The organism is Dryocola sp. LX212 (genome assembly GCA_041504365.1).
In the GTDB taxonomy this organism is placed as follows: domain Bacteria; phylum Pseudomonadota; class Gammaproteobacteria; order Enterobacterales; family Enterobacteriaceae; genus Dryocola.
Map to the genome: position 1 here is coordinate 61,005 of CP167917.1, position 22,711 is coordinate 83,715.

Annotated in this window: 21 protein-coding genes and 1 pseudogene; 13 read left to right on the top strand and 9 right to left on the bottom strand. The window is 55.2% G+C overall.

Annotation, left to right across the window (positions count from 1 at the left end; all coding sequences use genetic code 11):
• Positions 1–52: 52 nt before the first annotated feature.
• Positions 53–1,312 carry an L-rhamnose isomerase gene (locus ACA108_00340; GenBank protein XEX96031.1) on the bottom strand — a complete coding sequence of 420 codons (1,260 nt, stop codon included), beginning with the start codon at positions 1,310–1,312 and terminating at the stop codon, positions 53–55.
• Positions 1,309–2,781, bottom strand: a complete 1,473-nt coding sequence (gene rhaB / locus ACA108_00345; GenBank protein ID XEX96032.1) for a rhamnulokinase — start codon at positions 2,779–2,781, stop codon at positions 1,309–1,311. Before rhaB ends, ACA108_00340 begins: the two co-directional genes overlap by 4 nt.
• A 303-nt stretch (positions 2,782–3,084) precedes the next feature.
• On the opposite strand from rhaB, the gene rhaS reads away from it, so the two are divergent.
• Both rhaS and rhaR read left to right on the top strand, forming a co-directional pair.
• Positions 3,085–3,921 (top strand): HTH-type transcriptional activator RhaS, encoded by an 837-nt coding sequence (gene rhaS / locus ACA108_00350; GenBank protein XEX96033.1) that lies wholly within the window; start codon positions 3,085–3,087, stop codon positions 3,919–3,921.
• A 74-nt stretch (positions 3,922–3,995) separates the two neighbouring features.
• Positions 3,996–4,829, top strand: coding sequence for an HTH-type transcriptional activator RhaR (rhaR, locus tag ACA108_00355; GenBank protein ID XEX96034.1), 834 nt, complete (start codon positions 3,996–3,998; stop codon positions 4,827–4,829).
• Here rhaR and rhaT read toward each other — a convergent pair whose 3' ends face one another.
• The gene (gene rhaT, locus ACA108_00360) at positions 4,830–5,864 is read right to left on the bottom strand and encodes an L-rhamnose/proton symporter RhaT (protein ID XEX96035.1); all 1,035 of its coding nucleotides are present in this window, start codon (positions 5,862–5,864) and stop codon (positions 4,830–4,832) included. It abuts the gene before it with no gap.
• A gap of 357 nt (positions 5,865–6,221) precedes the next feature.
• Here rhaT and sodA point away from each other — a divergent pair, with 357 nt between their 5' ends.
• Both sodA and yiiM read left to right on the top strand, forming a co-directional pair.
• Positions 6,222–6,842, top strand: coding sequence for a superoxide dismutase [Mn] (gene sodA, locus ACA108_00365; GenBank protein XEX96036.1), 621 nt, complete (start codon positions 6,222–6,224; stop codon positions 6,840–6,842).
• A 182-nt stretch (positions 6,843–7,024) separates the two neighbouring features.
• On the top strand, positions 7,025–7,699 hold the full coding sequence (gene yiiM, locus ACA108_00370) for a 6-hydroxyaminopurine reductase (GenBank protein XEX96037.1): 675 nt from the start codon (positions 7,025–7,027) through the stop codon (positions 7,697–7,699).
• Positions 7,700–7,779: 80 nt separating this feature from the next.
• On the opposite strand, the gene cspA is transcribed toward yiiM, so the two are convergent.
• The 4 genes from cspA to ACA108_00390 form a co-directional block, all read right to left on the bottom strand.
• Positions 7,780–7,992: an RNA chaperone/antiterminator CspA gene (cspA, locus tag ACA108_00375; GenBank protein XEX96038.1), complete on the bottom strand. Its 213-nt coding sequence runs from the start codon at positions 7,990–7,992 to the stop codon at positions 7,780–7,782.
• A 246-nt stretch (positions 7,993–8,238) separates the two neighbouring features.
• Entirely contained in the window at positions 8,239–8,577 is a 339-nt protein-coding gene (locus ACA108_00380) for a hypothetical protein (protein ID XEX96039.1), read from the bottom strand.
• Positions 8,578–8,591: 14 nt separating this feature from the next.
• Positions 8,592–8,861, bottom strand: a complete 270-nt coding sequence (locus tag ACA108_00385) for a hypothetical protein (protein ID XEX96040.1) — start codon at positions 8,859–8,861, stop codon at positions 8,592–8,594.
• A gap of 148 nt (positions 8,862–9,009) precedes the next feature.
• Complete coding sequence (locus tag ACA108_00390; protein ID XEX96041.1) at positions 9,010–9,720, bottom strand: DUF3053 domain-containing protein; 711 nt, start codon at positions 9,718–9,720, stop codon at positions 9,010–9,012.
• 400 nt (positions 9,721–10,120) lie between these two features.
• Between ACA108_00390 and ACA108_00395 the strand changes: the two genes are divergently transcribed.
• From ACA108_00395 to ACA108_00435, 9 genes and pseudogenes are all read left to right on the top strand, one after another.
• Complete coding sequence (locus ACA108_00395; protein XEX96042.1) at positions 10,121–11,500, top strand: MFS transporter; 1,380 nt, start codon at positions 10,121–10,123, stop codon at positions 11,498–11,500.
• A 260-nt stretch (positions 11,501–11,760) separates the two neighbouring features.
• Entirely contained in the window at positions 11,761–12,048 is a 288-nt protein-coding gene (locus tag ACA108_00400; GenBank protein XEX96043.1) for an HTH-type transcriptional regulator, read from the top strand.
• Between the two features lie 375 nt (positions 12,049–12,423).
• On the top strand, positions 12,424–13,149 hold the full coding sequence (locus tag ACA108_00405; GenBank protein ID XEX96044.1) for a gluconate 2-dehydrogenase subunit 3 family protein: 726 nt from the start codon (positions 12,424–12,426) through the stop codon (positions 13,147–13,149).
• Between the two features lie 2 nt (positions 13,150–13,151).
• Positions 13,152–14,927: a GMC family oxidoreductase gene (locus ACA108_00410; GenBank protein XEX96045.1), complete on the top strand. Its 1,776-nt coding sequence runs from the start codon at positions 13,152–13,154 to the stop codon at positions 14,925–14,927.
• A gap of 14 nt (positions 14,928–14,941) precedes the next feature.
• Entirely contained in the window at positions 14,942–16,216 is a 1,275-nt protein-coding gene (locus ACA108_00415; protein ID XEX96046.1) for a cytochrome c, read from the top strand.
• Between the two features lie 75 nt (positions 16,217–16,291).
• Positions 16,292–16,550, top strand: a pseudogene (locus ACA108_00420) (recombinase family protein).
• 91 nt (positions 16,551–16,641) lie between these two features.
• Entirely contained in the window at positions 16,642–16,929 is a 288-nt protein-coding gene (locus ACA108_00425; GenBank protein XEX96047.1) for a hypothetical protein, read from the top strand.
• A complete protein-coding gene (locus tag ACA108_00430; GenBank protein ID XEX96048.1) occupies positions 16,902–18,704 on the top strand; it encodes a lipase family protein in 1,803 nt (600 codons plus the stop codon). Before ACA108_00425 ends, ACA108_00430 begins: the two co-directional genes overlap by 28 nt.
• Positions 18,688–19,461 carry a hypothetical protein gene (locus ACA108_00435; protein ID XEX96049.1) on the top strand — a complete coding sequence of 258 codons (774 nt, stop codon included), beginning with the start codon at positions 18,688–18,690 and terminating at the stop codon, positions 19,459–19,461. Before ACA108_00430 ends, ACA108_00435 begins: the two co-directional genes overlap by 17 nt.
• 220 nt (positions 19,462–19,681) lie before the next feature.
• On the opposite strand, the gene glyS is transcribed toward ACA108_00435, so the two are convergent.
• Together glyS and glyQ are read right to left on the bottom strand one after the other, a co-directional pair.
• Positions 19,682–21,751, bottom strand: a complete 2,070-nt coding sequence (gene glyS / locus ACA108_00440) for a glycine--tRNA ligase subunit beta (protein ID XEX96050.1) — start codon at positions 21,749–21,751, stop codon at positions 19,682–19,684.
• Between the two features lie 9 nt (positions 21,752–21,760).
• Positions 21,761–22,687, bottom strand: a complete 927-nt coding sequence (gene glyQ, locus ACA108_00445; GenBank protein ID XEX96051.1) for a glycine--tRNA ligase subunit alpha — start codon at positions 22,685–22,687, stop codon at positions 21,761–21,763.
• Positions 22,688–22,711: the final 24 nt, after the last annotated feature.

Here is a 22,711-nt window from a genome sequence, read left to right on the forward strand (position 1 = left end):
CCTACGATAATTAGTTCTAAGGTGGATAAGCGCAGCCCATCCACCGACTGTATTAAGCGCGTTTGCTCAGCGTCTCTTTTTCGTAATGGCGAACGGTGTTCAGCCACTGCGCGTCCGCTGGCGTGTCGTTGCGCTGGCAGTACATCTCCCAGACCGCCTGCCACGGCAGGCACTTCTGCTCTTCCAGCAGCGCCAGACGCGCGGTGTAGTCGCCCTCTTTCTCAAGCTGGCGCAGAGTTTCCGTTGGCTCCAGCAGCGCGCGCAGCAGGGCCTTCTTCATATTGCGGGTGCCGATAACCCACGCCGCGATGCGGTTGATGGACGCGTCGAAGAAGTCGAGGCCGATATGCACGCGGTCGAACAGGTCGTGACGGATGATTTCGCTGGCGATGGCCTGAGTTTCGTCATCCAGCAGCACCACGTGGTCGCTGTCCCAGCGTACCGGACGGCTGACGTGCAGCAGCAGGCGCGGCACGTAGAGCATGGCGCTGGAGATCTTGTCGGAGATAACCTCGGTCGGGTGGAAGTGGCCCGCGTCCAGGCACAGCGCGGTCTGGCGGCTGGTGGCGTAGCCGAAGTAGAACTCGTTGGAGCCGACGGTGTAGCTTTCCGCACCGATGCCGAACAATTTGCTCTCTACTGCGTCGATGTGGTGCGCCGGGTTCAGCTTCTCACTGATGACCTCATCAAGGGCTTCCAGCAGGCGCTGGCGCGGGGCCAGGCGGTCAACGGTGATGTCTTTCATGCCGTCCGGGATCCAGATGTTCATCACCGACGGCGTGCCGAGCTGTTCGCCAAAGTAAGCGGAGACTTTGCGGCTGGCCTTCACATGGTCAATCCAGAACTGGCGGATTTTGTCGTCGGCGTGGGAGAGGGTGAAGCCGTCCGCGCTCAGCGGGTGGGAGAAGCAGGAGGGGTTGAAATCCAGCCCCAGCTTGTTGGCTTTTGCCCATTCCACCCAGTTTTTAAAGTGTTCTGGTTTGATTTTATCGCGGGACACAGGGGTGTCGGATTCAAGGTAGATCGCATGCAGGTTCAGGCGCTTTGGCCCCGGGATCAGGCTCAGCGCCTGCTCCAGATCGGCACGCAGTTCCGCCGCGTTGCGAGCCTTACCCGGATAGTTACCGGTGGCCTGGATACCGCCGCTCAGCGTGCCCTCAGGGTTTTCAAATCCGGCAACGTCGTCGCCCTGCCAGCAGTGCATTGAAACCGGCAGGCGGTCGAGCTGATGCAGCGCGGCTTCAACATCTACGCCCACGGCGGCAAAGCGCTGCTTAGCCAGTTCCCAGGCCCGATCGATAGTGGTGGTCATGCGCAAAACTCCTTACAGGTTTGACGGTTGTGCTGAAACTGCGCCACGTAGCGGGCAATTTCGCTGTCTGTTTGAGGGGAAAAGGGGGTGAGTTCGTAGTTGGCGGCGACGACTTTGCGGAAGTCATCGACGTCGGTGATTTCGTCCAGCGCCATCAGCTGACAGCCGACGTTGCCGAGGGTCGAGGCCTCTACCGGCCCGGCGAGCACCGGCACGCCGCAGGCGTCGGCGCAGAGCTGGTTGAGCAGGGCGTTCTGGCTGCCGCCGCCGACGATGTGCAGGCAGCTCACCGGGCGGCCGCGCAGGTCGGCGAGCTCTTTGAGAATTTGCGCGTACAGCAGCGCCAGGCTGTCGAAAATGCAGCGCGCCAGCTCGCTGTCGGTCAGCGGCACCGGCTGGTGGCTTTCCCGGCAGGCAGTCTGGATTTCGTGGCTCATGCTTTCCGGGTTGATGAAGCGGTCATCGTTCGGGTTAATCACGAACTTACATGCCGGGATAAGCTGGGTGCGGGCAATCAGGTCAGATAAATCGGTAATTCCCAGCTCGCGGGTCACGCGCTGGAGCAACCACAGCCCCATGATATTTTTCAACACGCGGTAGCGGCCCTCCGCCCCGCCTTCGTTGGTGATATTGGCGGCCAGCGACTTCGGCGTGGCGTACGGCGTTTTGTTCTCTATCCCCATCAGCGACCAGGTACCGGACGACAGATAGGCCGCGTCTTTGTCTTTCAGCGGCGCGCCGATGACCGCGCTGGCGGTGTCGTGCGTGGCAACGGAGACAACCGGGATTTTATTGCCTTCGCGGCAAACCCACTGGCCGATAACGTTGCCGGGATGGGTCGGGGTGCCGAACCATTTTTGCGGAACGCCGGCCCAGGCGAGCAGGGTTTCATCCCAGCTGTCGCTGTTGATGTTCACCAGCTGGGTGGTGGTGGCGTTGGTGTACTCCCAGTTCAGCGCGCCGGTCAGGCGGTAGCAAAAGTAGTCGGGGATCAGCAGCGCGTGTTCGACCTTATCGAGCAGCTCCGGCTGCTGTTCGCTCAGGGCGCGCAGCTGGTAAAGGGTATTGAAGGGCAGAAACTGGATGCCGGTGCGGCGATAGATCTCTTCGCGGCCTAATTCGCCCAGCGCCCTGTCCATCACGCCGTCGGTGCGGCTGTCGCGGTAAGAGACGGGCAGGCCGACGCGGTTGCCGTCGCGGTCAATCAGCACGAAATCCACGCCCCAGGTGTCGATGCCGATGCTGTCGATGCGAATGCCTTCGTCGCAGGCCTTTTGCAGGCCGATGCGGATCTCGCTTTCCAGCGCGTCCAGATCCCAGGCGGTGGTTTCCTCTACCTGTTTCAGGCAGTTGCTGAAACGGTGAATTTCTCGCAGGCAGATGTGGCGGGTGCCGCTTTCGAAGCGGGCCAGCATGACGCGGCCGCTTGAAGCGCCCAGGTCAACCGCAACGCTATGGCGTACAGTCATGGTCGGGGGTCCTTACAAAAGAATTGCCCCCACTTTAGAAAGGAACGTCCGCGCCCACCTTCTCATTACTGACAGCGCGAATGGCCCGCTGGCAAAGATGCAAAGATGAACGTGAGTGAGGTCACAGAATCGCGCTTGCACCGGTCTTATGCGGCCTGTGACGCTATCCACACTTCCCGATCTTTCCCGTCGTTTCTTAAAAAACGTGCAGCTTTTAGCGAATTTTGTGTCGAAAATTTAAGGTGCAGATGAGAATGGTTATCTACTATCAGGCATCGGTTAATCAGCATGGTGGGCGTGAGAATGACAATACTGCATGGCTTTGACTTCTTCCCTTCCGGTGCTGCGTCGGTGGCGATTGAGCCGCGTTTGCCGCAGGCGGCGTTTCCGGAACACCACCACGACTTCTGCGAAATTGTGATTGTGGAGCACGGCACCGGGACGCACGTCTTCAACGGCCAGCCCTACACGCTGAGCGGCGGGTCGGTCTGCTTTGTGCGCGATCACGACCGCCATCTTTACGAACACACGGAAAACCTCTGCCTGACCAACATTCTTTACCGCGCGCCGGATGCGTTTTGCTTCCTCTCCGGGCTGGATAAGCTGCTGCCGCAGGAACAGGATGGTATCTATCCGTCCCACTGGCGCGTGAATCAGCCCGTGCTGCAGCAGGTTCGTGGGCTTATCGAACAGTTTGAAAATGTAGGGGAAAGTCCCGATACGCATGCCGTCGCCAACCGGGAGATCCTCTTTATGCAGCTGCTGGTGCTGCTGCGAAAGGGCAGCATGGCGGAAGGCGCGACAAACTCCGAAGGCCGACTCAACCAGCTGATGGCGTGGCTGGAAGAGCATTTTGCCGAAGATGTTTGCTGGGAACAGCTCGCCTCACAGTTCACCCTTTCGCTGCGCACGCTGCATCGCCAGTTGAAGCAGCAAACCGGCATGACGCCGCAGCGCTACCTGAACCGTTTACGCCTGATGAAAGCGCGTCACCTGCTGCGCCATGGGGAAGAGAGCGTCACGGATATCGCATTCCAGTGCGGCTTCGGCGACAGCAACCATTTCTCGACCCTGTTCAAACGGGAGTTCGCCTGGTCCCCACGCGAAATTCGCCAGGGACGGGATACTCAACTTCAGTAATCGCGAAGGCAATCACCGTTTTTTGTCCAAAAAAAGCCAATAATTTCTGATTGTTCTGGTTTTGAGGGCGAGCTGTGGCTGGTCATTTAATGCTTAAGAAAGCGGATTTTTTTGCATCCGCCACCCAGCCCGTGGCGGTGGCGGACCGCTATCCGCAAAACGTTTTCGCGGAGCATACCCACGATTTTTGCGAGCTGGTGCTGGTGTGGCGCGGCAACGGGCTGCATATCCTCAATGACCGTTCTTATCGCATCACCTGCGGTGACCTGTTTTATATCCGCGCCGAGGACCGCCACAGCTACGAATCGGTCAACGATCTGGTTCTGCATAACATTATCTTCTGCCCAGAACGCCTGAAGCTTAACGTTGACTGGGGGGATCTGCTACACAGCAACGACGTGCGCTGGCGGCTCAGCAGCCACGGCATGGCCCAGGCCCGGCAGCTTATCGCACAGCTGGAGCATGAAAGCCCGAAACCGGATGCGCTGTCCCTTTGCCTGACGGAAAGCTTGTTTTTACAGCTTTGCATCATGCTGCGCAGGCATCGCTATCAGCCGCAGGATGCGACGGGGCTGGAAAGAGGCGAGACGCTGGATCTGCTGATGGGCGTGCTGGGAAAAAGCCTGGAAACCCCGTTCGATTTACAGCACTTTTGCCAGCAGCAGCAGGTGACGGAGCGCAATCTGCGGCAGCTTTTTCGCCAGCAAACTGGCATGTCGGTCAGCCAGTATTTGCGTCAGCTACGGATCTGCCAGGCGCAGGATTTACTGCGCCACAGCGAGATGCTGATTGGCGATATCGCCACGCGCTGCGGCTTTGAGGACAGTAACTATTTTTCGGTGGTGTTCACCAAAGAGACAGGATTGACGCCACGGATGTGGCGCCAGCGATATGCCGCAGCTGTATGATCAGTTTGCCATGCCCAGGCCAACGATGTTGGCGGCGAGGATAATCACTACGCAGCCTACGCTCAGCACGCCAACCGGACGGCGGCCAGCGGATTTCCACTCTTTCATAATCAGACCAACCAGCCCGCCGCACAGCACGTAGAAGCTCATGTGTAGCATCCAGCTCATATAGTCATACTGCGCCGGGATTTTGGCGTGTCCCCAGGCGTAGAAAAAGAACTGCAGGTACCACATCAGCCCACCGAGGGCGGCAAACAGCACGTTGGCGATAATCAGCGGTTTGGCGACAGAGAAGTCGGCTTTTATCGACAGATGTTTCATTTTTGCCAGACGTATGAAGCAGAAGCCCAGGTTGATAACCGCTCCGCCACCCATAATTACCACATAACTCGGCAGCGCAACGTAAAGCGGGTCAACGCCCAGCGCGGCGGCGGCTTCATGCATCGGTTTTGCGGCGTCCATCGCAAAGGACATGCCCGCGGAGAAAATGCCGCACATGACGGCCAGCACCAGCCCTTTTTTGAGGTTAAATTCTTCGGCTCTAATACCCATCTGGCGCTCTTTTAGCTGGCCTGCGCGGGTAACAATCGCCACGCCGATAACCGCAACCAGCACGCCCAGCAGCGTCATACGTCCACCCGGTGTGCCAATCAGCACGTCGAATTTTCCGGCAATAATTGGCGTCATCAGGGTACCGACGATAAGCGTAATGCCAATTGCAATGCCAATGCCCATTGACATCCCCAGGTAGCGCATCGTCAGACCGTAATTGATATTGCCAATGCCCCACATTGCACCAAACAGGAACACCGGCAACAGTGTAGAAGCCCCGAAGGCGCCATAGTAAGACCAGAAGTCCGGCAGCAGGGTTGCGCTGACGGCCCAGGGTAAAACAATCCACGATACGAAGCCGCCCACCGCCCACATGGTCTCCCATGACCAGCGCTGTACTTTTTTGAAAGGAGCATAAAAGCAGGCCGCGCTTGCCGCGCCGACCAGATGCCAAAGTATCCCCATTGCGATCGCGTTACTCATTATTATCCCTCTGTTTTAACTGGAAAACGCAGGGGCTACCGCTTGCTACCCCAGTGGCATTCAGTCTAAAGAGTGAGCGCCAGGCTAACCTTCTAAAGGCTGCCGTACAGGGAGCAAACCTGGCAAAATTCAGGGGGTGAGGGGAATGAGGATCACAGTTTTTAGGGACAGAGGAAGCGATGAAAGCTATCACCCTGACAACCCTCTGTTTTTCCCATCATAATGATAAGTTATAACCTTATTAAAACTACGGCATTGATAAACATTTTCAATATCATTTAATTAACTATAATGAACCAACTGATTACGCGGCGTTAACAGCATCTGCGCCGCCAAACACTAGTGGAGAAGATGAACATGAGTTATACACTGCCATCCCTGCCTTACGCTTACGACGCCCTGGAACCACACTTCGACAAAGAAACGATGGAAATCCATCACAGCAAACACCACCAGGCGTACGTGAACAACGCTAACGCAGCGCTGGAGTCCCTGCCAGAATTCGCAAGCCTGCCGGTTGAAGAGCTGATCGCTAAGCTGGACCAGCTGCCTGCCGACAAGAAAACCCCGCTGCGCAACAACGCGGGTGGCCACGCTAACCACAGCTTCTTCTGGAAAGGCCTGAAAACCGGTACCACCCTGCAGGGCGACCTGAAAGCGGCAATCGAGCGCGATTTCGGCAGCGTAGACAAATTCAAAGAAGAGTTTGAAAAAGCGGCTGCAACCCGTTTCGGTTCCGGCTGGGCGTGGCTGGTACTGAAAGGTGACAAGCTGGCCGTGGTGTCTACCGCAAACCAGGATAGCCCGCTGATGGGCGAAGCTGTTTCCGGCGCATCCGGCTTCCCAATCGTGGGCCTGGATGTGTGGGAACACGCTTACTACCTGAAGTATCAGAACAAACGTCCTGACTACATCAAAGCGTTCTGGAACGTGGTGAACTGGGACGAAGCAGCAGCGCGTTTCGCAGCTAAAAAATAGGCGGCAGTAAACCTGCACAAAAAAGCGAGCCTGAAGGCTCGCTTTTTTTATGTCTGTGGTAGTTTTGAAGGGTGGGTAAGCGTCAGCATCATCCACCGTTAACACTTGTTGTGACGGATGACGCTGCGGCTTATCTGATCAACGAGCTGCTATGACCGCTATCGGCAATCAAGGAGGAGCAGATGCACTATCCGCTACAAGTTTATATCGGCAAAATTCGTGAATATGAAGGCAGCAGACCGAGCGCTATTGGCAAATATCAGGTCGATGGCGAGTTAAAACTGACCGAAATGGGGCTGGAGGGCGATCAGCAGGCTGAAAAAGTCATTCACGGCGGCCCTGACCGCGCGCTGTGCCATTATCCCCGCGAGCATTATACCCACTGGGCGCAGGCGTTCCCCGAGCAGGCCGAGCTGTTTACGGCACCGGCATTTGGCGAAAACTTCTCAACCCTTGGAATGACGGAGCAGGACGTTTTTATCGGGGATATTTACCGCTGGGGAGACGCGCTGATTCAGGTGACGCAGCCACGCTCGCCCTGCTTTAAGCTGAATTATCATTTTGGCGTCGGCGATATGGCATCGCGGATGCAGGCTTCAGGTCATTGCGGCTGGCTGTATCGGGTGGTGATGGCAGGCGGGACATCCACTGACTCTCCGCTTGAGTTGGTTTCCCGCGTAAGCGAAGTGAGCGTTGCCGAGGCCATTGCTATCGCCTGGCACATGCCTTTTGATGACGAACAGTTTCATCGTCTGCTGTCGGCGGCCGGGCTTTCCACAAGCTGGACGCGCACCATGCAGAAGCGGCGTATTTCAGGCAAGATTGAGGATAACTCGCGGCGGTTGGTGGGCAAATAACGGATTTGCAAATCCAGACGACAGAAACGAAAAAACCCGCCAGAAGGCGGGTTTTAGAATTTTTATTGCTTAAGTAGCAATTACAGGCTGGTTACGTTACCAGCTGCTGGACCTTTAGCACCACTTTCGATGGTGAAAGATACTTTCTGGCCTTCGTCCAGGGACTTGTAGCCATCGTTCTGGATAGCAGAGAAGTGTACGAACACATCTTTAGAGCCATCGTCAGGAGTGATGAAGCCGAAGCCTTTGTCAGAGTTGAACCACTTAACCAGACCAGTCATTTTAGCAGACATTGATATTACCTTTTAAATAGAGTTTGCCTTACGGCGTATTGGTATGCTTTACAGATTTTTGAAGCGGTAAGGAGAAACTCACTTTGAAAGGTATCTACGATAACTTCTGGAGGACTGCTTTGCTTGAAAGGTCTGTACGTCAAACCGATGAAGGCATTAACGCACATTTAACCAGTCACTGACAAGTACTATTTTAGCCATCCACAGGGCTGAAGGGCGGAAGGGCTAAGCGGGGTTGATTTTGCCTTAGTAAATCACGTTATGGCGATACAAAGCAGATTCGAAATCTTCTTTCATACTCGCATAAAGTAATATACTGATTTTATTGGGTTTGCTGTGATGATAAAAGCATCGGTATTCTTTATCTACGTCCAGCCATTCGCGAATTCGAATGCCTTTATCTGCCAGAAAACCGTTAAATCTGTACCGCTGTGGATCGTCCGAAATTGCAGAGATTGAACGACTGAGAAGGGAATCGATAAAAATCGCAGCGGCGTCAGGGCCAATAAACTGTGATTTAAAGAATTCGATGTCCTGCAGGCTTTTGAACGCCGTGTCCGTTAGCGTAATGGCATGATCCTTCACGTCATTTTCTCCTTTCACTTTCTGGCAGCGCGAAGCCGCTGTAAAGCCTCTTCAGGGGACATAGTCTTGCCTTCTTCCGCTTCCTGCTTAGCTTTCATAATGAGTTTCAGCAAAGCGTTATTCTGGCGTTCACGCGACCGCTCGGCTTCCTCAACCTGGCGCTCCCGGGCTGTCTGAACGAACAGCTCCGCGACACCATTTTTGGTGACATAAACGCCGCCCTCAAAAAGTTCAGGGTTGCCTAATCCTTCCCGAGCCGCTTTTTGCGACATGGTGTTTGACATGATGGCCGTCTCATTAATGCGTGGTACTGGAGAGTTTATGAACAGCAGGAGGGGGTGTCAAATTTAGGGCAAATTTATACACGTAGAAAGATGAGGGGGTTCTAATGTCGAGAAAGATAACACCCCGCCCGAAGGCGGGGAAATTACATCACTGCATGCTGTTTTGCGCGCTTGAATAAGCCTGCATAAATGCCTGATGCTGAGACGCCAACGGGCCGATCAGCGAGTTGTACTGGCTAGCCTGCTGGGAGGTTGGGAACTGGATGCCACCGGAGGTGAAGCCAACCTGAGTGCCCTGCTGCTGAATGAAATCACCGACCTGAACCAGCTGCTGGGTAAAGGTCTGGGCTGCCGGGATCAGCGGAGCCATGGCGTTTGCCGGTGTGGTGACAATCTTTTGATAAAGCTGGTCATAAACGCTTTTCAGTTCATCAGGTTGTTTCAGCGCCGAGTGAGCACCATCCGCCTGCATTTTCGCGTTCTGCACCTGCTGACCGAGCACGTTCAGGGAACCGTTAGCCTGGCGCAGTGCGTCACGCTGGGTCATGTAGTCCTGCGGCACGCGAATGCTGTTCACGCTGTCAACGACCGGCTTCATGCCCTCGTCCATTGCCTGGCTAATCTGCTGTGAGAAGCCGTACAGAATGGCGTAGTCAGAGACCAGTGGACCAAACTGTTTTTTCTGATCGGCAGTCAGCGTCGGCAGGCGTTCACCGCTGCGCATGGCCGTATTCTGCAGAAAATCAATAAATGCCTTACGCTGATCGCCTCCTTTATCAAAGCAACCGCTGAGGCTGAACACCATCACTAACGCCGCGAACGACGCAATCCAGCGAGAGCAGGATTTACCTGTCGCCATATTTCTACTCCTTCACCCAAACAATACAAATGCGCAATTGCGTACCCGATAATGGTGCTAAGGATAGTCCATGCCGTGTCCGCAAGATACCCTTTCACAACAATCTCTTCAGACATAATCTCTGCTTACAATGAGAAATTCCTAATATATATGTTGCTCAGTTGTTAACCGCCTCACAAATTCCACGCACGCCCGTCATCGGACGATTCATCACAGCCTATTAATATTTAAGAGTTAATTTTAATCAGTGACTTAGCGGGTAGGTATGCCGGACGATAATCGCACACTAAGACCCGGGGGCCGGTTGTCGGCAGGCCAGCTTGATGGTTTGATTTAACGAACGATTAACGAATTATTGTTCGATAATCGAACATCTCTGTTATCCGCCAGGGCATGACTTATGACAAATTCAAATACTGATATTCAGACGTTTATCAACCAAAGCCGCTTCTCTAAATACCAGTGGCTGATTCTTGTACTGTGCTTTATTACCGTGGCGCTGGACGGCTTCGATACCGCGATTATTGGCTTTATTGCCTCCGATCTGGTCCAGGAGTGGGGGGTGCAAAAGTCCGATCTTGGTCCGGTAATGAGCGCTGCGCTGGTCGGGCTGGCCGTTGGGGCGCTGACAGCCGGGCCGATGGCCGACCGCATCGGACGTAAAAAGGTACTGGTGCTGTCGATCGTGGTTTTCGGCGGCTTCAGCCTGCTGACCGCTTTCGCCACTAATCTGACGATGCTTGCGCTGCTGCGTTTTCTCACCGGCCTGGGCCTGGGGGCGGCAATGCCCAACGCGGCAACGTTAATGTCCGAATATGCTCCTGAGCGTAAGCGGGCGCTGCTCGTTAACCTGATGTTTGTCGGCTTCCCGATTGGCTCTTCCATGGGAGGCTTTATCTCCGCATGGATGATCCCGCACCTGGGCTGGCAAAGCGTGCTGATCCTGGGCGGCGTGATGCCGCTTATCCTCTCCGTGGTGCTGATTTTCTGGCTGCCAGAGTCCGCGCGATACATGGTAGTGAAAAAGAAACCGCAGCATGACATCGCCGCTATTCTCAAACGCATTGCGCCCCTTCCGGCGGGTGACAGTACCCATTTTGTGCTTAACGAAGTGGGGGGGCATATTAAAGATAAAACCGCGTTGGGGGTCATTTTCTCGCCGCGTTATCTGGTGGGGACGCTGATGCTGTGCCTGACCTACTTCATGGGCCTGCTGATTTTCTATCTCCTGACCAGCTGGCTGCCACTGCTGATCCGCGAAACGGGCGCGACCCTTAGCCAGGCGTCGATCATTACCGCGTTGTTCCCGCTGGGCGGTGGGATTGGGGTACTGATTATCGGCGCGCTGATGGATAGGCTGAATCCGAACAAGGTTGTGGCGGTGGGCTATCTGCTTACAGGGCTATTTGTCTGCCTGGTGGGCTTCTCGACATCCAGCCTGATGCTGATGGGCGTGATGGTGTTTATCGCCGGGACCATCATGAACGGCGCGCAATCTTCGATGCCTGCGCTGGCGGCCGGCTTTTATCCAACGCAGGGGCGCGCAACGGGCGTAGCCTGGATGCTGGGACTTGGACGCTTCGGCGGGATTCTCGGTGCCTTCAGCGGGGCTTTTTTGATGCAGGCAGAGCTGTCGTTTAAGGCCATCTTTATGCTGCTGGCTATCCCGGCAGTGCTGTCAGCCGCCGCGCTGCTGGTAAAATCATGGGCTGGTTCGCGTATCCCGAGCGTGCGAGAGGACGACGGTCGCGAATTGAATGACATCACGCAAAAAGCATAACGGCTGATACCGCGTTCCGCGTCTGGCTTAAGTCCGACGCGGAACGCGAAATGCATAACCATTTACAAATTTATACTTAGGCCCGGAGTGGGCCTGCTTTTCAATCTCTTACGCCGCTTAATCTTGCAGCTGAAACGCATAAGCAGCGCCTCGCGTAAAAATAGTTTCCTCCTGTATCATCAGCACGCTTTTTTTCAGGCTACTCTTAAAAGGCTTCTTACCCTTCACGAGGTCAATGTGTGATTTATGAGGAGTTGTCAATGGAATATAAAGATCCAATGTATGAACTGCTCAGCAGCCTTGAGCAGATAGTCTTTAAAAACGATCCAATGATTTCCGCCAGACAGAAGCCCAGCGCTTTTTCTGAATTCGAGCAGCTGCGAAAGAGTACCGGTCTTAAAATAGACGATTTTGCTCGCGTGATGGGTGTCAGCGTGACGATGGTGCAGGAGTGGGAATCAAAACGAATCAGACCCTCCAGTACCGAACTGAAGTTGATGCGCCTTATTCAGGCAAACCCAACGCTCAGCAAGCAATTGATGGAATAAGTTTGTATTTTGTACCTGATTTTTACCCGGCTTGCCTTACCCGAAACCCCGCTAAGAGATGCGGGGTTTGTCGTTTTTGCTCCCCGTAAGCCCCTTCCTGCCCTGATCCAGATCAATTTTAGCTGCATTTAATTTACAAAATAACAACATATATTTACACTTTGCCTTTGCAATATATCATATACGAATCATATTGTTAGCCTCGTTTTGTTGCCTGAGTGTTACCGATAACTTTCGCCCCCCCCTTTTAAACCCGCACTTTATCTGCATTGCTTTCATCTCAAAAAAGGCTAATTTCTCTTGTATAACAAGATAATTATTAGCCGGGTAATTAATCAGCGTTGCCCATTTGGTACCAGCCGACAGGAAAGTTTTATGAGCAAGCATGACAACGAGGAACTCCCCTCCAGACGTCGTTTTTTACAACAAACCCTCTCCCTAATCCCGCTGGCGGCGGTCGGTAGCAGTCTGGTATCGCCGAGCAGCGTTGCCGCTGCCGCGAAGAGCGAAGGCGTGAGCGTTCACTACGTTCCCACTTTCTTTAATAACGAAGAGTGGGCCTTCGTCCTCGCCGCGACCGACCGTCTGATTCCGGAAGATGAAAACGGTCCCGGCGCGGTGAGCGAAGGCGTGCCGGTCTATATCGATAAACAGATGGAACTCCCCTATGGCTACGGTCACCTGTGGTACATGCACGGGCCGTTTGCCAGCGCTGAACCTGAGCTTGGCTATCAGTCGAGCCTGGTCCCACGGGAAACGTGGCGGCGCGGCATCAGGGCGGTCAACGCCTGGTGCCAAAAAACGTTCCAGAAAAGCTTCGCCGAACTTAGCCATCAGCAGCAGGACGACATCCTGCATCAGCTCGACGGCGACAAGCTCAGCTTTGACGAGGTGCCGGGCGGCCTGTTCTTCACCCAGATGCTGGAGAACACCAAAGAGGGCTATCTTGCCGACCCAATGCACGGCGGCAACCAGACGCTGGCATCGTGGAAAATGATTGGTTTCCCTGGCGCTCGCGCCGATTACCAGCAGATCATGGATAACCCTGACAAACCGTATCCGCTTGGGCCGGTCAGTATTTCAGGGAAGAGGAGCGTATAACCGTGGCGATTAAAAAAGACCCCGTTGATGTTGTGATCGTTGGTTTCGGCTGGACCGGATCGCTGATGGCGATGGAGCTTGCCGACACCGGCCTGAAAATCCTTGCGCTGGAGCGCGGCGAAGCCCGCGATACTTACCCTGATTTTGCCTATCCTCGTATAGCCGATGAGCTGACCTACGGCATCCGCCTGAAGCTGTTCCAGGACGCCTCCAAAGAGACGGTCACCGTTCGTCATACCCAGTCGCAAACCGCGCTGCCGTATCGTCGCTTTGGCTCGTTCCTGCCCGGCAACGGCGTGGGCGGTGCTGGCGTGCACTGGAACGGCATGCTATGGCGTCCGCTGGAGGCCGATCTCAAAATGCGCAGCACGGTAATCGAAAAATACGGCGCGGACTTTATTCCGGCGGACATGACGGTACAGGATTATCCGTTCAGCTACGAAGAGATGGAGCCTTACTTCGATAAGTTCGAGAAAATCTGCGGTACCGCGGGCCAGGCGGGCAACGTACAGGGCAAAAAGCTTGAGGGGGGAAATCCCTTTGAAGCCGAGCGGCAAAATCCCTATCCCACCAAAGCGCTGAAGCAGCAATATGCCGGTATGCTGTTTAGCAAGGCGGCGAAAGAGCTGGGTTATCACCCGTTTCCGGTGCCTGCCGCTAACTGTAGCGAACCCTGGACCAACCCTTACGGCGTGCAGCTGGGGGTGTGTAATTACTGCGGTTTCTGCGAACGCTTTGGCTGCTTTAACGCTTCTAAAGCGTCACCGCAGTCCTGTGTCATTCCCGCTCTTAAGCGACACGATAATTTCGAGTTGCGCACGCAGTCGCATGTACTGCGCGTTAACACCGACTCCACGGGCACCAAAGCCACTGGCGTGACCTATATCGACGCCAACGGGCAGGAAGTCGAACAACCTGCAGGCCTGGTCGTGCTGAGCGCCTTCCAGCTTCATAACGTGCGCCTGCTGCTGCTGTCTAAAATCGGGAAGCCTTACAATCCGGTCAGCGGTGAAGGCGTGGTGGGGCGCAACTATGCCTACCAGATGAACGGCGGTATCTCGCTCTATTTCGATAAAGAGACCTACTTCAACCCGTTTGCTGCCACCGGCACCACTGGCATGTTTATCGACGAGTTCAACGCGGAAAACTTCGATCATTCGCAGCCTGGCTTTATCGGCGGCTCAACCATTTCCGCGACCACGACGGGCGGACGCCCGATTCAGCAGATGAATATCCCGAAAGAGGCGCCGCAATGGGGTTCCGGATGGAAAAAAGCTATCAAGGACAGTTACCTGCACACCATGAGCGTGGGCGCTTCTGGCTCCGTCATGCCGTACAAGCAGTGCTACCTTGACCTCGATCCTACTTATCAAGACCTGCACGGTCAGCCTCTGCTGCGCATGACCTTCGACTGGCAGCCGAACGAGCTGAAAATGACCCATTTCACCGGCACCAAAGCGGAAGAGATAGTTAAACAAATAAATCCGCCTCACTACAGGATGGGCTTTATGGGCAAGGACGCGCACTACGACGTCCGGCCTTATCAGTCCACGCACACTACCGGCGGTGCGGTGATGGGCGATAACCCAAAAACCAGCGTGGTGAACAAATATTTGCAGAGCTGGGACGTGCCGAACGTATTTGTTCTGGGCGCCTGCTGCTTCCCGCAAAACCTGGCCTACAACCCAACGGGGATTGTTGGTGCCACCGCGCTGTTTGCCGCTAACGCGATTCGCACGCAGTATTTAGCTAATCCTGGACCGCTGGTTCAGGCCTGACAGGGAGGATGCAGATGAAACTTCAATGGAAAACACGGCTCTCCCTGCTTGCGCTTGCCACGTTTTGCAGCGCCGCGGTGCACAGCGAACCGACAACCAGTGGGCAAGAGCTGGCGGCGGCCGGGGACTGTATCGCCTGCCACACGGCGGCCGGCGGGAAACCTTTTGCTGGCGGACTGAAAATGTCTACCCCGGTAGGGGCCGTTTACTCGACGAATATCACCCCGGACAAACAGACCGGCATCGGCGAATACAGCTACGATGATTTTGTGAAAGCGGTGCGCGGCGGCGTGGCAAAAGACGGCCATAATCTCTATCCGGCAATGCCTTACACCTCTTTCTCTAAAATTTCCGATGTGGATATGCATTCGCTGTATGACTATTTCATGCATCAGGTGAAGCCGGTAAACCAGGCGAATAAAGACACGGATATCCCCTGGCCGCTGAGCATGCGCTGGCCGCTGTCGATGTGGAATAGGGTGTTTCACGATGACAACGTATTCCAGCCCGACAAGGGACAGAGCGAACAGTGGAACCGCGGGGCTTATCTGGTGCAGGGGCTGGGGCACTGCGGCTCCTGCCACACCCCTCGCGGTATCGGCTTCCAGGAAAAAGCGCTCGATCAGCGTGATGACGCCTGGCTGACGAGCGGCACGCTGGAGGACTGGCACGCGCCGGATCTGACCGGCAACGCCCGGGAAGGGTTGGGCAAGTGGTCCGAACAGGAGATCGTTCAGTTTCTGAAAACCGGGCATACCGACAACAGCGCGGCCTTTGGGTCGATGAGCGACGTGGTGGTGGACAGCACCCAGCATCTGAGCGAAGGGGATCTTAAAGCGATAGCGGTTTATCTCAAGTCGCTTAAGTCATCGGATCCGAAAGCCGTCGCGCCGAAGGCAGACACCGAGACTGCAGCTACCCTGACGAAAGGGGATATGAGCAGGCCCGGTGCGCAGGAATATATGGATAACTGCGCCGCCTGCCACCGTATCGACGGCCAGGGCTATGCCAAAACCTACCCTGCGCTGGCGCATAACTCCGCGGTGCTGAGTGACGATCCGTCTTCGCTGATAAGCATAGTGCTGCGTGGCGGCACTACGCCGGTCACCAAAGACGCGACAACGGGTCTGGCAATGCCTGATTTCGCATGGCGTCTGGACGACAAACAGATGGCGAATCTGCTGACTTTCGTGCGCAGCGGCTGGGGAAACAATGCGCCGTCGGTCACCGCCGATCAGGTCAAAGACATTCGAAAAAATTTACCGAAGGTTGAGAATAAACAGCAATAAGAAATAGGCCGACCATGTCAGCAATCTAAAGAGCCAACGAAAACTCGTTGGCTCTTTTAGCTGTCTGACGCTCAGTGGAACGATGGAGATATGGGCAAAATGGTGGTCACTATTCTGTCCGCTGTCGCTCAGGCTGAGCGAAGTAGAATTTTGGAACGGACCAATGAAGGTCGGCAGGAAGCGAAGCTGAAAGGCATCCAGTTTGGCCGCAGGCGCACTATCGACAGAAACAACGTGTTGGTGCTTCATCACGGTGGAACGGGGGCCACGGCGATAGCTCGGCATTGCCCGTTCCACCGTGTATAAAATTCTTGAGGACGGGAAGTCCGCTTAGAGCATCAGGTAGTCACCCTTAAATTTTGGTTAAATGATGCCATCTGGTTACTATAGGTAATTAACCATAGCAAACAGAGGGATTTGAGCGCATGACCGCCGCGGCAGACAACACCACCGTGACCTCTCTGAGTCACAAAATGAAATACAAAGAAGTCGCCTGTGGTAAACAGCTGAAACACTGGCTGGAGCTGCAGTTTGTAGACGAGGACAACAATCCGGTATCCGACCTGAAGGTTCAGCTGGAATACCATCCGCTGGCCACGGCGGCGGAGCTGGCGCTGTGGGCCAGGGGCGGCCACACCCGGTTTGACCCCACGCCGCCGCTGGCGTCACCGACAGCCAGGGACTGGTGCGGTTCGACGACCTGTACTGGATAGCGGTAGACGTAAAAACGGACGGGCAGCAGCTGGCCGACATCATGGAGCAGCGTCCGCTGGGCATACGGCGTAACCCGAACAGCCAGCCGGTGAGCGGAAACGCCTTTCGCCGGGAGACGCGGGACAAAAACTGGCGCACGGACGTGCAGGAGAAGGCGGAAGCCGCCGGTTACCGGCATCACTATGTGACTATCGGGGAGCTGTGCGATCGGCTGCCTGATATGCCTGAATGGGACTCACCTGAACCGCCGGTGTTTCATTTTCCGCCGGGAAAGGCGCTGAAAGGGACGGAAATCACCCGGGATGCGCTGGAGCAGCGGCACGTTATAGAAATCTGTCCGTTCCGGGCGTGGGTGCTGCCCCTGCACGACACGAAGGACTATGACCTGGCAAACGCGCTGAACCTCGGCATCATGGCCGATCTGGTGTATGCCGCCGAGGCGAATAATCCGACCATCGATTATTTTTTCCGGCAAAAGTGTCAGGATCTGTCCTGCCTCCCGCAACTTGCGGAATACCCGAATTATTTTCACACGCTGGCAGAGGACGTGCCGTTCCGCGACCGCTACCGGCCACCTGTCTACATGAACACCGGGGAGGGGGACACGGGAGAAGGTGATACCCGCCTTTTTGCGGTGGAATGTGCCTCTCACGTGCTGGTCGCCTGGTGCGGAACAGATAGTCTGCTGAATGTCCTGACTGATTTGTCCTTTGCTCCGAAGCGGTGCCTGCCGGAGCTGGCCGGGGCGGGAAGCGTTCACGGCGGTTTTCTGGAAGCCTATCAGCTGGCAAAGTGGAAATTTGGGGATAAGCTGGATGCAGTTAATAAATCTTTGGAAGAAAGTGGCGGCGCGAAAAAACTATTTGTCTGCGGCCACAGTTTGGGCGGGGCGCTGGCATTGCTTTATTCCGCCGAAATGAAAACCTTTAACCCCGTGCTGTATACCTACGGGATGCCTCGGACCTTCACCTGCGCGGCGATCACGTCTCTGGGTAGCATCACGCATTACAGGCACGTCAATGACAATGACACGATCACGCAGATCCCGCCGGCTGCCGATCTCGATAATGTGTTCTACGAGAAATGGGGGCCGCTGGGCGACAAGCTGGGATTTGACTGGTCACTGACAACAGCAGCCGGACTCAGTGTGGCGGTAAGGGATCTGACGTTCCAGTCGACAGGGCTTGCGGAGAAAAAAGATCCGTACTGGCATCACGGCAGTACGGTGGTATTTTTCCGGGCGCAGCAGTGCGCGATGCGGGCAGTCAGCCCGTACCAGAAAAGCCTGGTCGACGGGCATGCCTACGCCCGGCATTTTGTGGCCACCAAGCTGTACGTGGTGCCGTCCCTGAATGAGGAGTGTCTGAAATCCACCGGTGAGCATCAGGCGGCGTTTATCCAGTGTCTTAATCCGGCCAGTCTGGCAAAGACCTTTCCGCAGAATACTAACCCGACGCTGAACGGCATCGGGACCGATCCCCGCAGCCATTCAATGGCACACCGGTACCTGCCCTATATTCACAATCAGGTGCTGGAGCTGGCCGATCCCGGCAGGGATCTGAACAGGAAAGAGATGCGGGTTATGTTCCGGGAGGAGGTTGAGAAAGGCGCGGCCAACAGTAACCCGGAAGAGGTTGAACGTAACCGCGAGTTTCTGGCCCTTCAGGACATGCTGGCGGTCGCGCTGAGGCTGACACAGGCAAAGGAAACCGGGAAAAATGCCCTGCTGCGCTTTGCGGCGGTAACGGAGGAAGAAGTTGAACTCTCTCAGTAAAACCACCTTTATTGCATTCGCTGTGACGCTGCTTTCCGGGTGTGATAACCGTCCTGACAAGACACTTTCTCCTCCGAAGGGTGCAAAGTGGGTGGACGTCACTTTCCGTGTCCCTGAGGGTATTAGACTGCAGCCTGCCGAGCTGTTGTACCGTTCGGCGCAGTGCAAATCTGTCCGCTATAACTCAAGCAATGAACCGCATGATATACCGGGGTATAACGATACTGAGCGGCCATTTGGCGTGCCAGATGGCGACAATATCCGGCGTTTACGGGTTGCAGTAGATGGCGGCGGCCCGTGCCAGTGGCAGCTGAACTCGCTGATGGTGAGCTTCAGAGTTGCGGACGATATTCCTCTGGTGAAGGGAAAAGAGGTTATCGATACCAGTTATATATTCGATTTCGGGGATTACGGCCTCAGTGACGGTTACGGAACTGGGCAGGCTAAAGCATTCAGCGGGGAGAGACTGGAACTTAAGACAGACTTTTTCCCTATGACATATATTAGTCACATGCTTAACAAGACTACGCTGAAACTTTTTGGTGGGGATACGGACTCCGAAAAGTGGAGTCGACGTTATCAACTCAAAAATACGGAATTTATAACAATAGCTCCAATGTTTCATGCCCAAAAAAGCGTGTCAATTGAGGCTGATAAAAAACGAGGGTACGGGATGGTTATTATATATCCAGGAGGAGATGAAGAGCATGTCCGGAAGGTTAATCCCGATTATCAAAGATTATTGTTTTTGAAATAATCAGCGAAAGCATCTTCTTGAGATCCTATTGTTGGCGCGTAGTCTTTTGTAATCGCATTACCAAAATCCCTTAACATGAGTTTTCATTTTACTAAGCATCAGACCCCTTTTATTGAGGCTGGAGCGAAGAAAATAAAACACCCTGTCAGCGTACCGCTCACAGGGTGGGGTGACCATCTCATTAACCCGGTACTGGACCGGTTTTTTTTCTAAGGCTTGCTTATTGCAGCAGGGAAATATCGGCTACCTGCAGGAACAGCTCACGCAGTTTGGAAAGCAGCGTCAGGCGGTTGATACGCAGGTCTTTATCTTCTGCATTAACCATGACCTTGTCGAAGAACTCATCTACCGGCTCGCGCAGATTAGCTAACTCTTCCAGGGCTTCCTGGTAACGGCCTTCCGTGAAGAACGGCTGCAGCTTATCGCGCAGTACGACCAGATTGGTTGCCAGGCGGATCTCTTCGGCTTCTTTCAGCACGGAGGCGTGAACCGTGTCGTTAAGCTGCTCGTCAGACTTCGCGAGAATATTGGATACACGCTTGTTGGCGGCTGCCAGGGCCGCAGCCGCTTCCAGGGTACGGAAGTGGGAGACGGCCTTCATGCGGGCATCGAAATCTGCTGGCTTGGTTGGACGACGGGCCAGCACGGCCTGGATGGTGTCTACGCTGTGGCCTTCTTCCTGATACCAGGCGCGGAAACGGCCCAGCATAAAGTCGATAACCTCATCCACCACCTTCTCGTTGGTCAGTTTGCTGCCGTACAGGCGCACGGCCTCTTCGGTGAGGGTCTGCAGATCCAGCGGCAGGTTCTTCTCAACGATGATACGCAGCACCCCGAGGGCGGCACGACGCAGAGCAAACGGGTCTTTGTCGCCTTTCGGGTGCTGGCCGATGCCGAAGATACCCGCCAGGGTATCCATCTTATCGGCGATAGCCACGGCGCAGGCAACCAGGTTTGACGGCAGCTCGTCACCCGCGAAACGCGGCTGATACTGTTCGTTCAGCGCAACGGCTACGTCTTCGGCTTCGCCGTCGTGGCGCGCATAGTGCATGCCCATCACGCCCTGGGTGTCGGTGAACTCGAAGACCATGTTGGTCATCAGGTCGCACTTGGACAGCAGGCCCGCGCGGGTTGCGTGGTTAACGTCTGCGCCAATCTGTCCGGCAATCCAGCCAGAAAGGGCTTCGATGCGGTTGGTCTTGTCGCGCAGCGTACCGAGTTCTTTCTGGAACAGAACGGTTTCCAGACGTGGCAGATTGTCTTCCAGACGCTTTTTACGGTCGGAGTTAAAGAAGAATTCCGCATCCGCCAGACGTGGTCGCACAACCTTCTCGTTACCAGAGATAATTTGCACCGGGTCTTTCGACTCGATGTTGGCCACGAAGATGAAGTTTGGCAGCAGCTTGCCGTCGTTGGCGTATACCGGGAAGTACTTCTGGTCACCCTTCATGGTGTGAACCAGCGCTTCCGCAGGCACGGCGAGGAATTTCTCTTCGAATTTTGCCGTCAGTACAACGGGCCACTCGACCAGCGAGGTCACTTCTTCCAGCAGGCTTTCGCTCAGATCGGCATTGCCGCCGATTTTACGTGCCGCTTCTTCAGCGCCTTGTTTAATGACCGCTTTACGCTGTTCGTAGTCGGCGATGACTTTGCCGCGCTCCAGCAGGATCTGCGGATACTGGTCAGCGTTATCGATGGTGAATTCAGGCTCGCCCATAAAGCGGTGGCCGCGAATTACGCGATCGGATGCGATGCCGAGGATGGTGGTTGGGATAACTTCTTCGCCCAGCAGCAGGGTCACGGTGTGAACAGGACGCACGAACTGGGTGTTTTTATCACCCCAGCGCATCAGTTTTGGAATGGGCAGCTTGCTCAGCGCGGTGGTAATCATTGTCGGCAGCAGCGCCTGAGCGCTTTCACCTTTGACGTGCGCGCGGTACATCAGCCATTCGCCTTTGTCCGTTGCCAGACGCTCGGCCTGATCGACGGTGATGCCGCAGCCGCGAGCCCAGCCTTCAGCGGCCTTGCTCGGCTTGCCTTCGGCATCAAACGCAGCGGAAATGGCCGGGCCACGCTTTTCAACTTCGCGATCCGGCTGGGAAGCAGCCAGGTTAGCGATTTTCAGCGCCAGGCGACGCGGAGCCGCAAACCATTTCACTTCGCCGTGGGCGATGTTAGCCGCATCCAGCTCCGCCGTTACGTTCGCAGCAAAGGATTCCGCCAGGCTGCGCAAGGCTTTTGGTGGCAGCTCTTCAGTGCCGATCTCCACCAGAAAAGTTTTTTCAGACATGGCAGCCTCTTATTCGTTTTCTAAATTTAGCTTCTTATTGCACATCGGGAAGCCAAGCGCTTCACGGGAAGCGTAGTAGGCTTCGGCCACGGCTTTGGTCAGCGTACGAATACGCAGAATGTAGCGCTGACGCTCGGTTACCGAGATGGCTTTACGCGCATCCAGCAGGTTAAAGCTGTGAGCGGCTTTCAGAATGCGTTCGTAAGCAGGCAGCGGCAGCGGGTTTTCCAGCGCCAGCAGGTGCTGGGCTTCTTTCTCATACTGCTCGAAGCAGGAGAACAGGAAATCCACGTCGGCGTGTTCGAAGTTATAGGTTGATTGCTCAACTTCGTTCTGGTGGAACACGTCGCCGTATGTGGTTTTACCCAGCGGGCCGTCGCTCCACACCAGATCGTACACGCTGTCTACGCCCTGAATGTACATCGCCAGACGCTCTAAGCCGTAGGTGATTTCACCGGTCACCGGCTTACACTCCAGGCCGCCAACCTGCTGGAAGTAGGTGAACTGCGTCACTTCCATGCCGTTGAGCCACACTTCCCAGCCCAGACCCCAGGCACCCAGCGTCGGGTTTTCCCAGTTGTCTTCAACAAAGCGAATATCATGGATGGTTGGGTCCATACCCAGCTCTTTAAGAGAACCGAGGTACAGCTCCTGAATATTGTCCGGAGACGGCTTAATCACCACCTGGAACTGATAATAGTGCTGTAAGCGGTTCGGGTTCTCACCGTAGCGGCCGTCGGTTGGACGACGTGATGGCTGCACATAAGCAGTCGCCATCGGCTCCGGACCTAAAGCCCGCAGGCAGGTCATTGGGTGAGAGGTGCCGGCGCCGACTTCCATGTCCAAAGGTTGAACAATGGTGCAGCCCTGGCGGGCCCAGTAATCCTGTAAGGTCAGGATCAGGCCTTGAAAGGTCTTGGTATCAAACTTTTGCATGTTGATTTCGCACGCGTTCGAGTG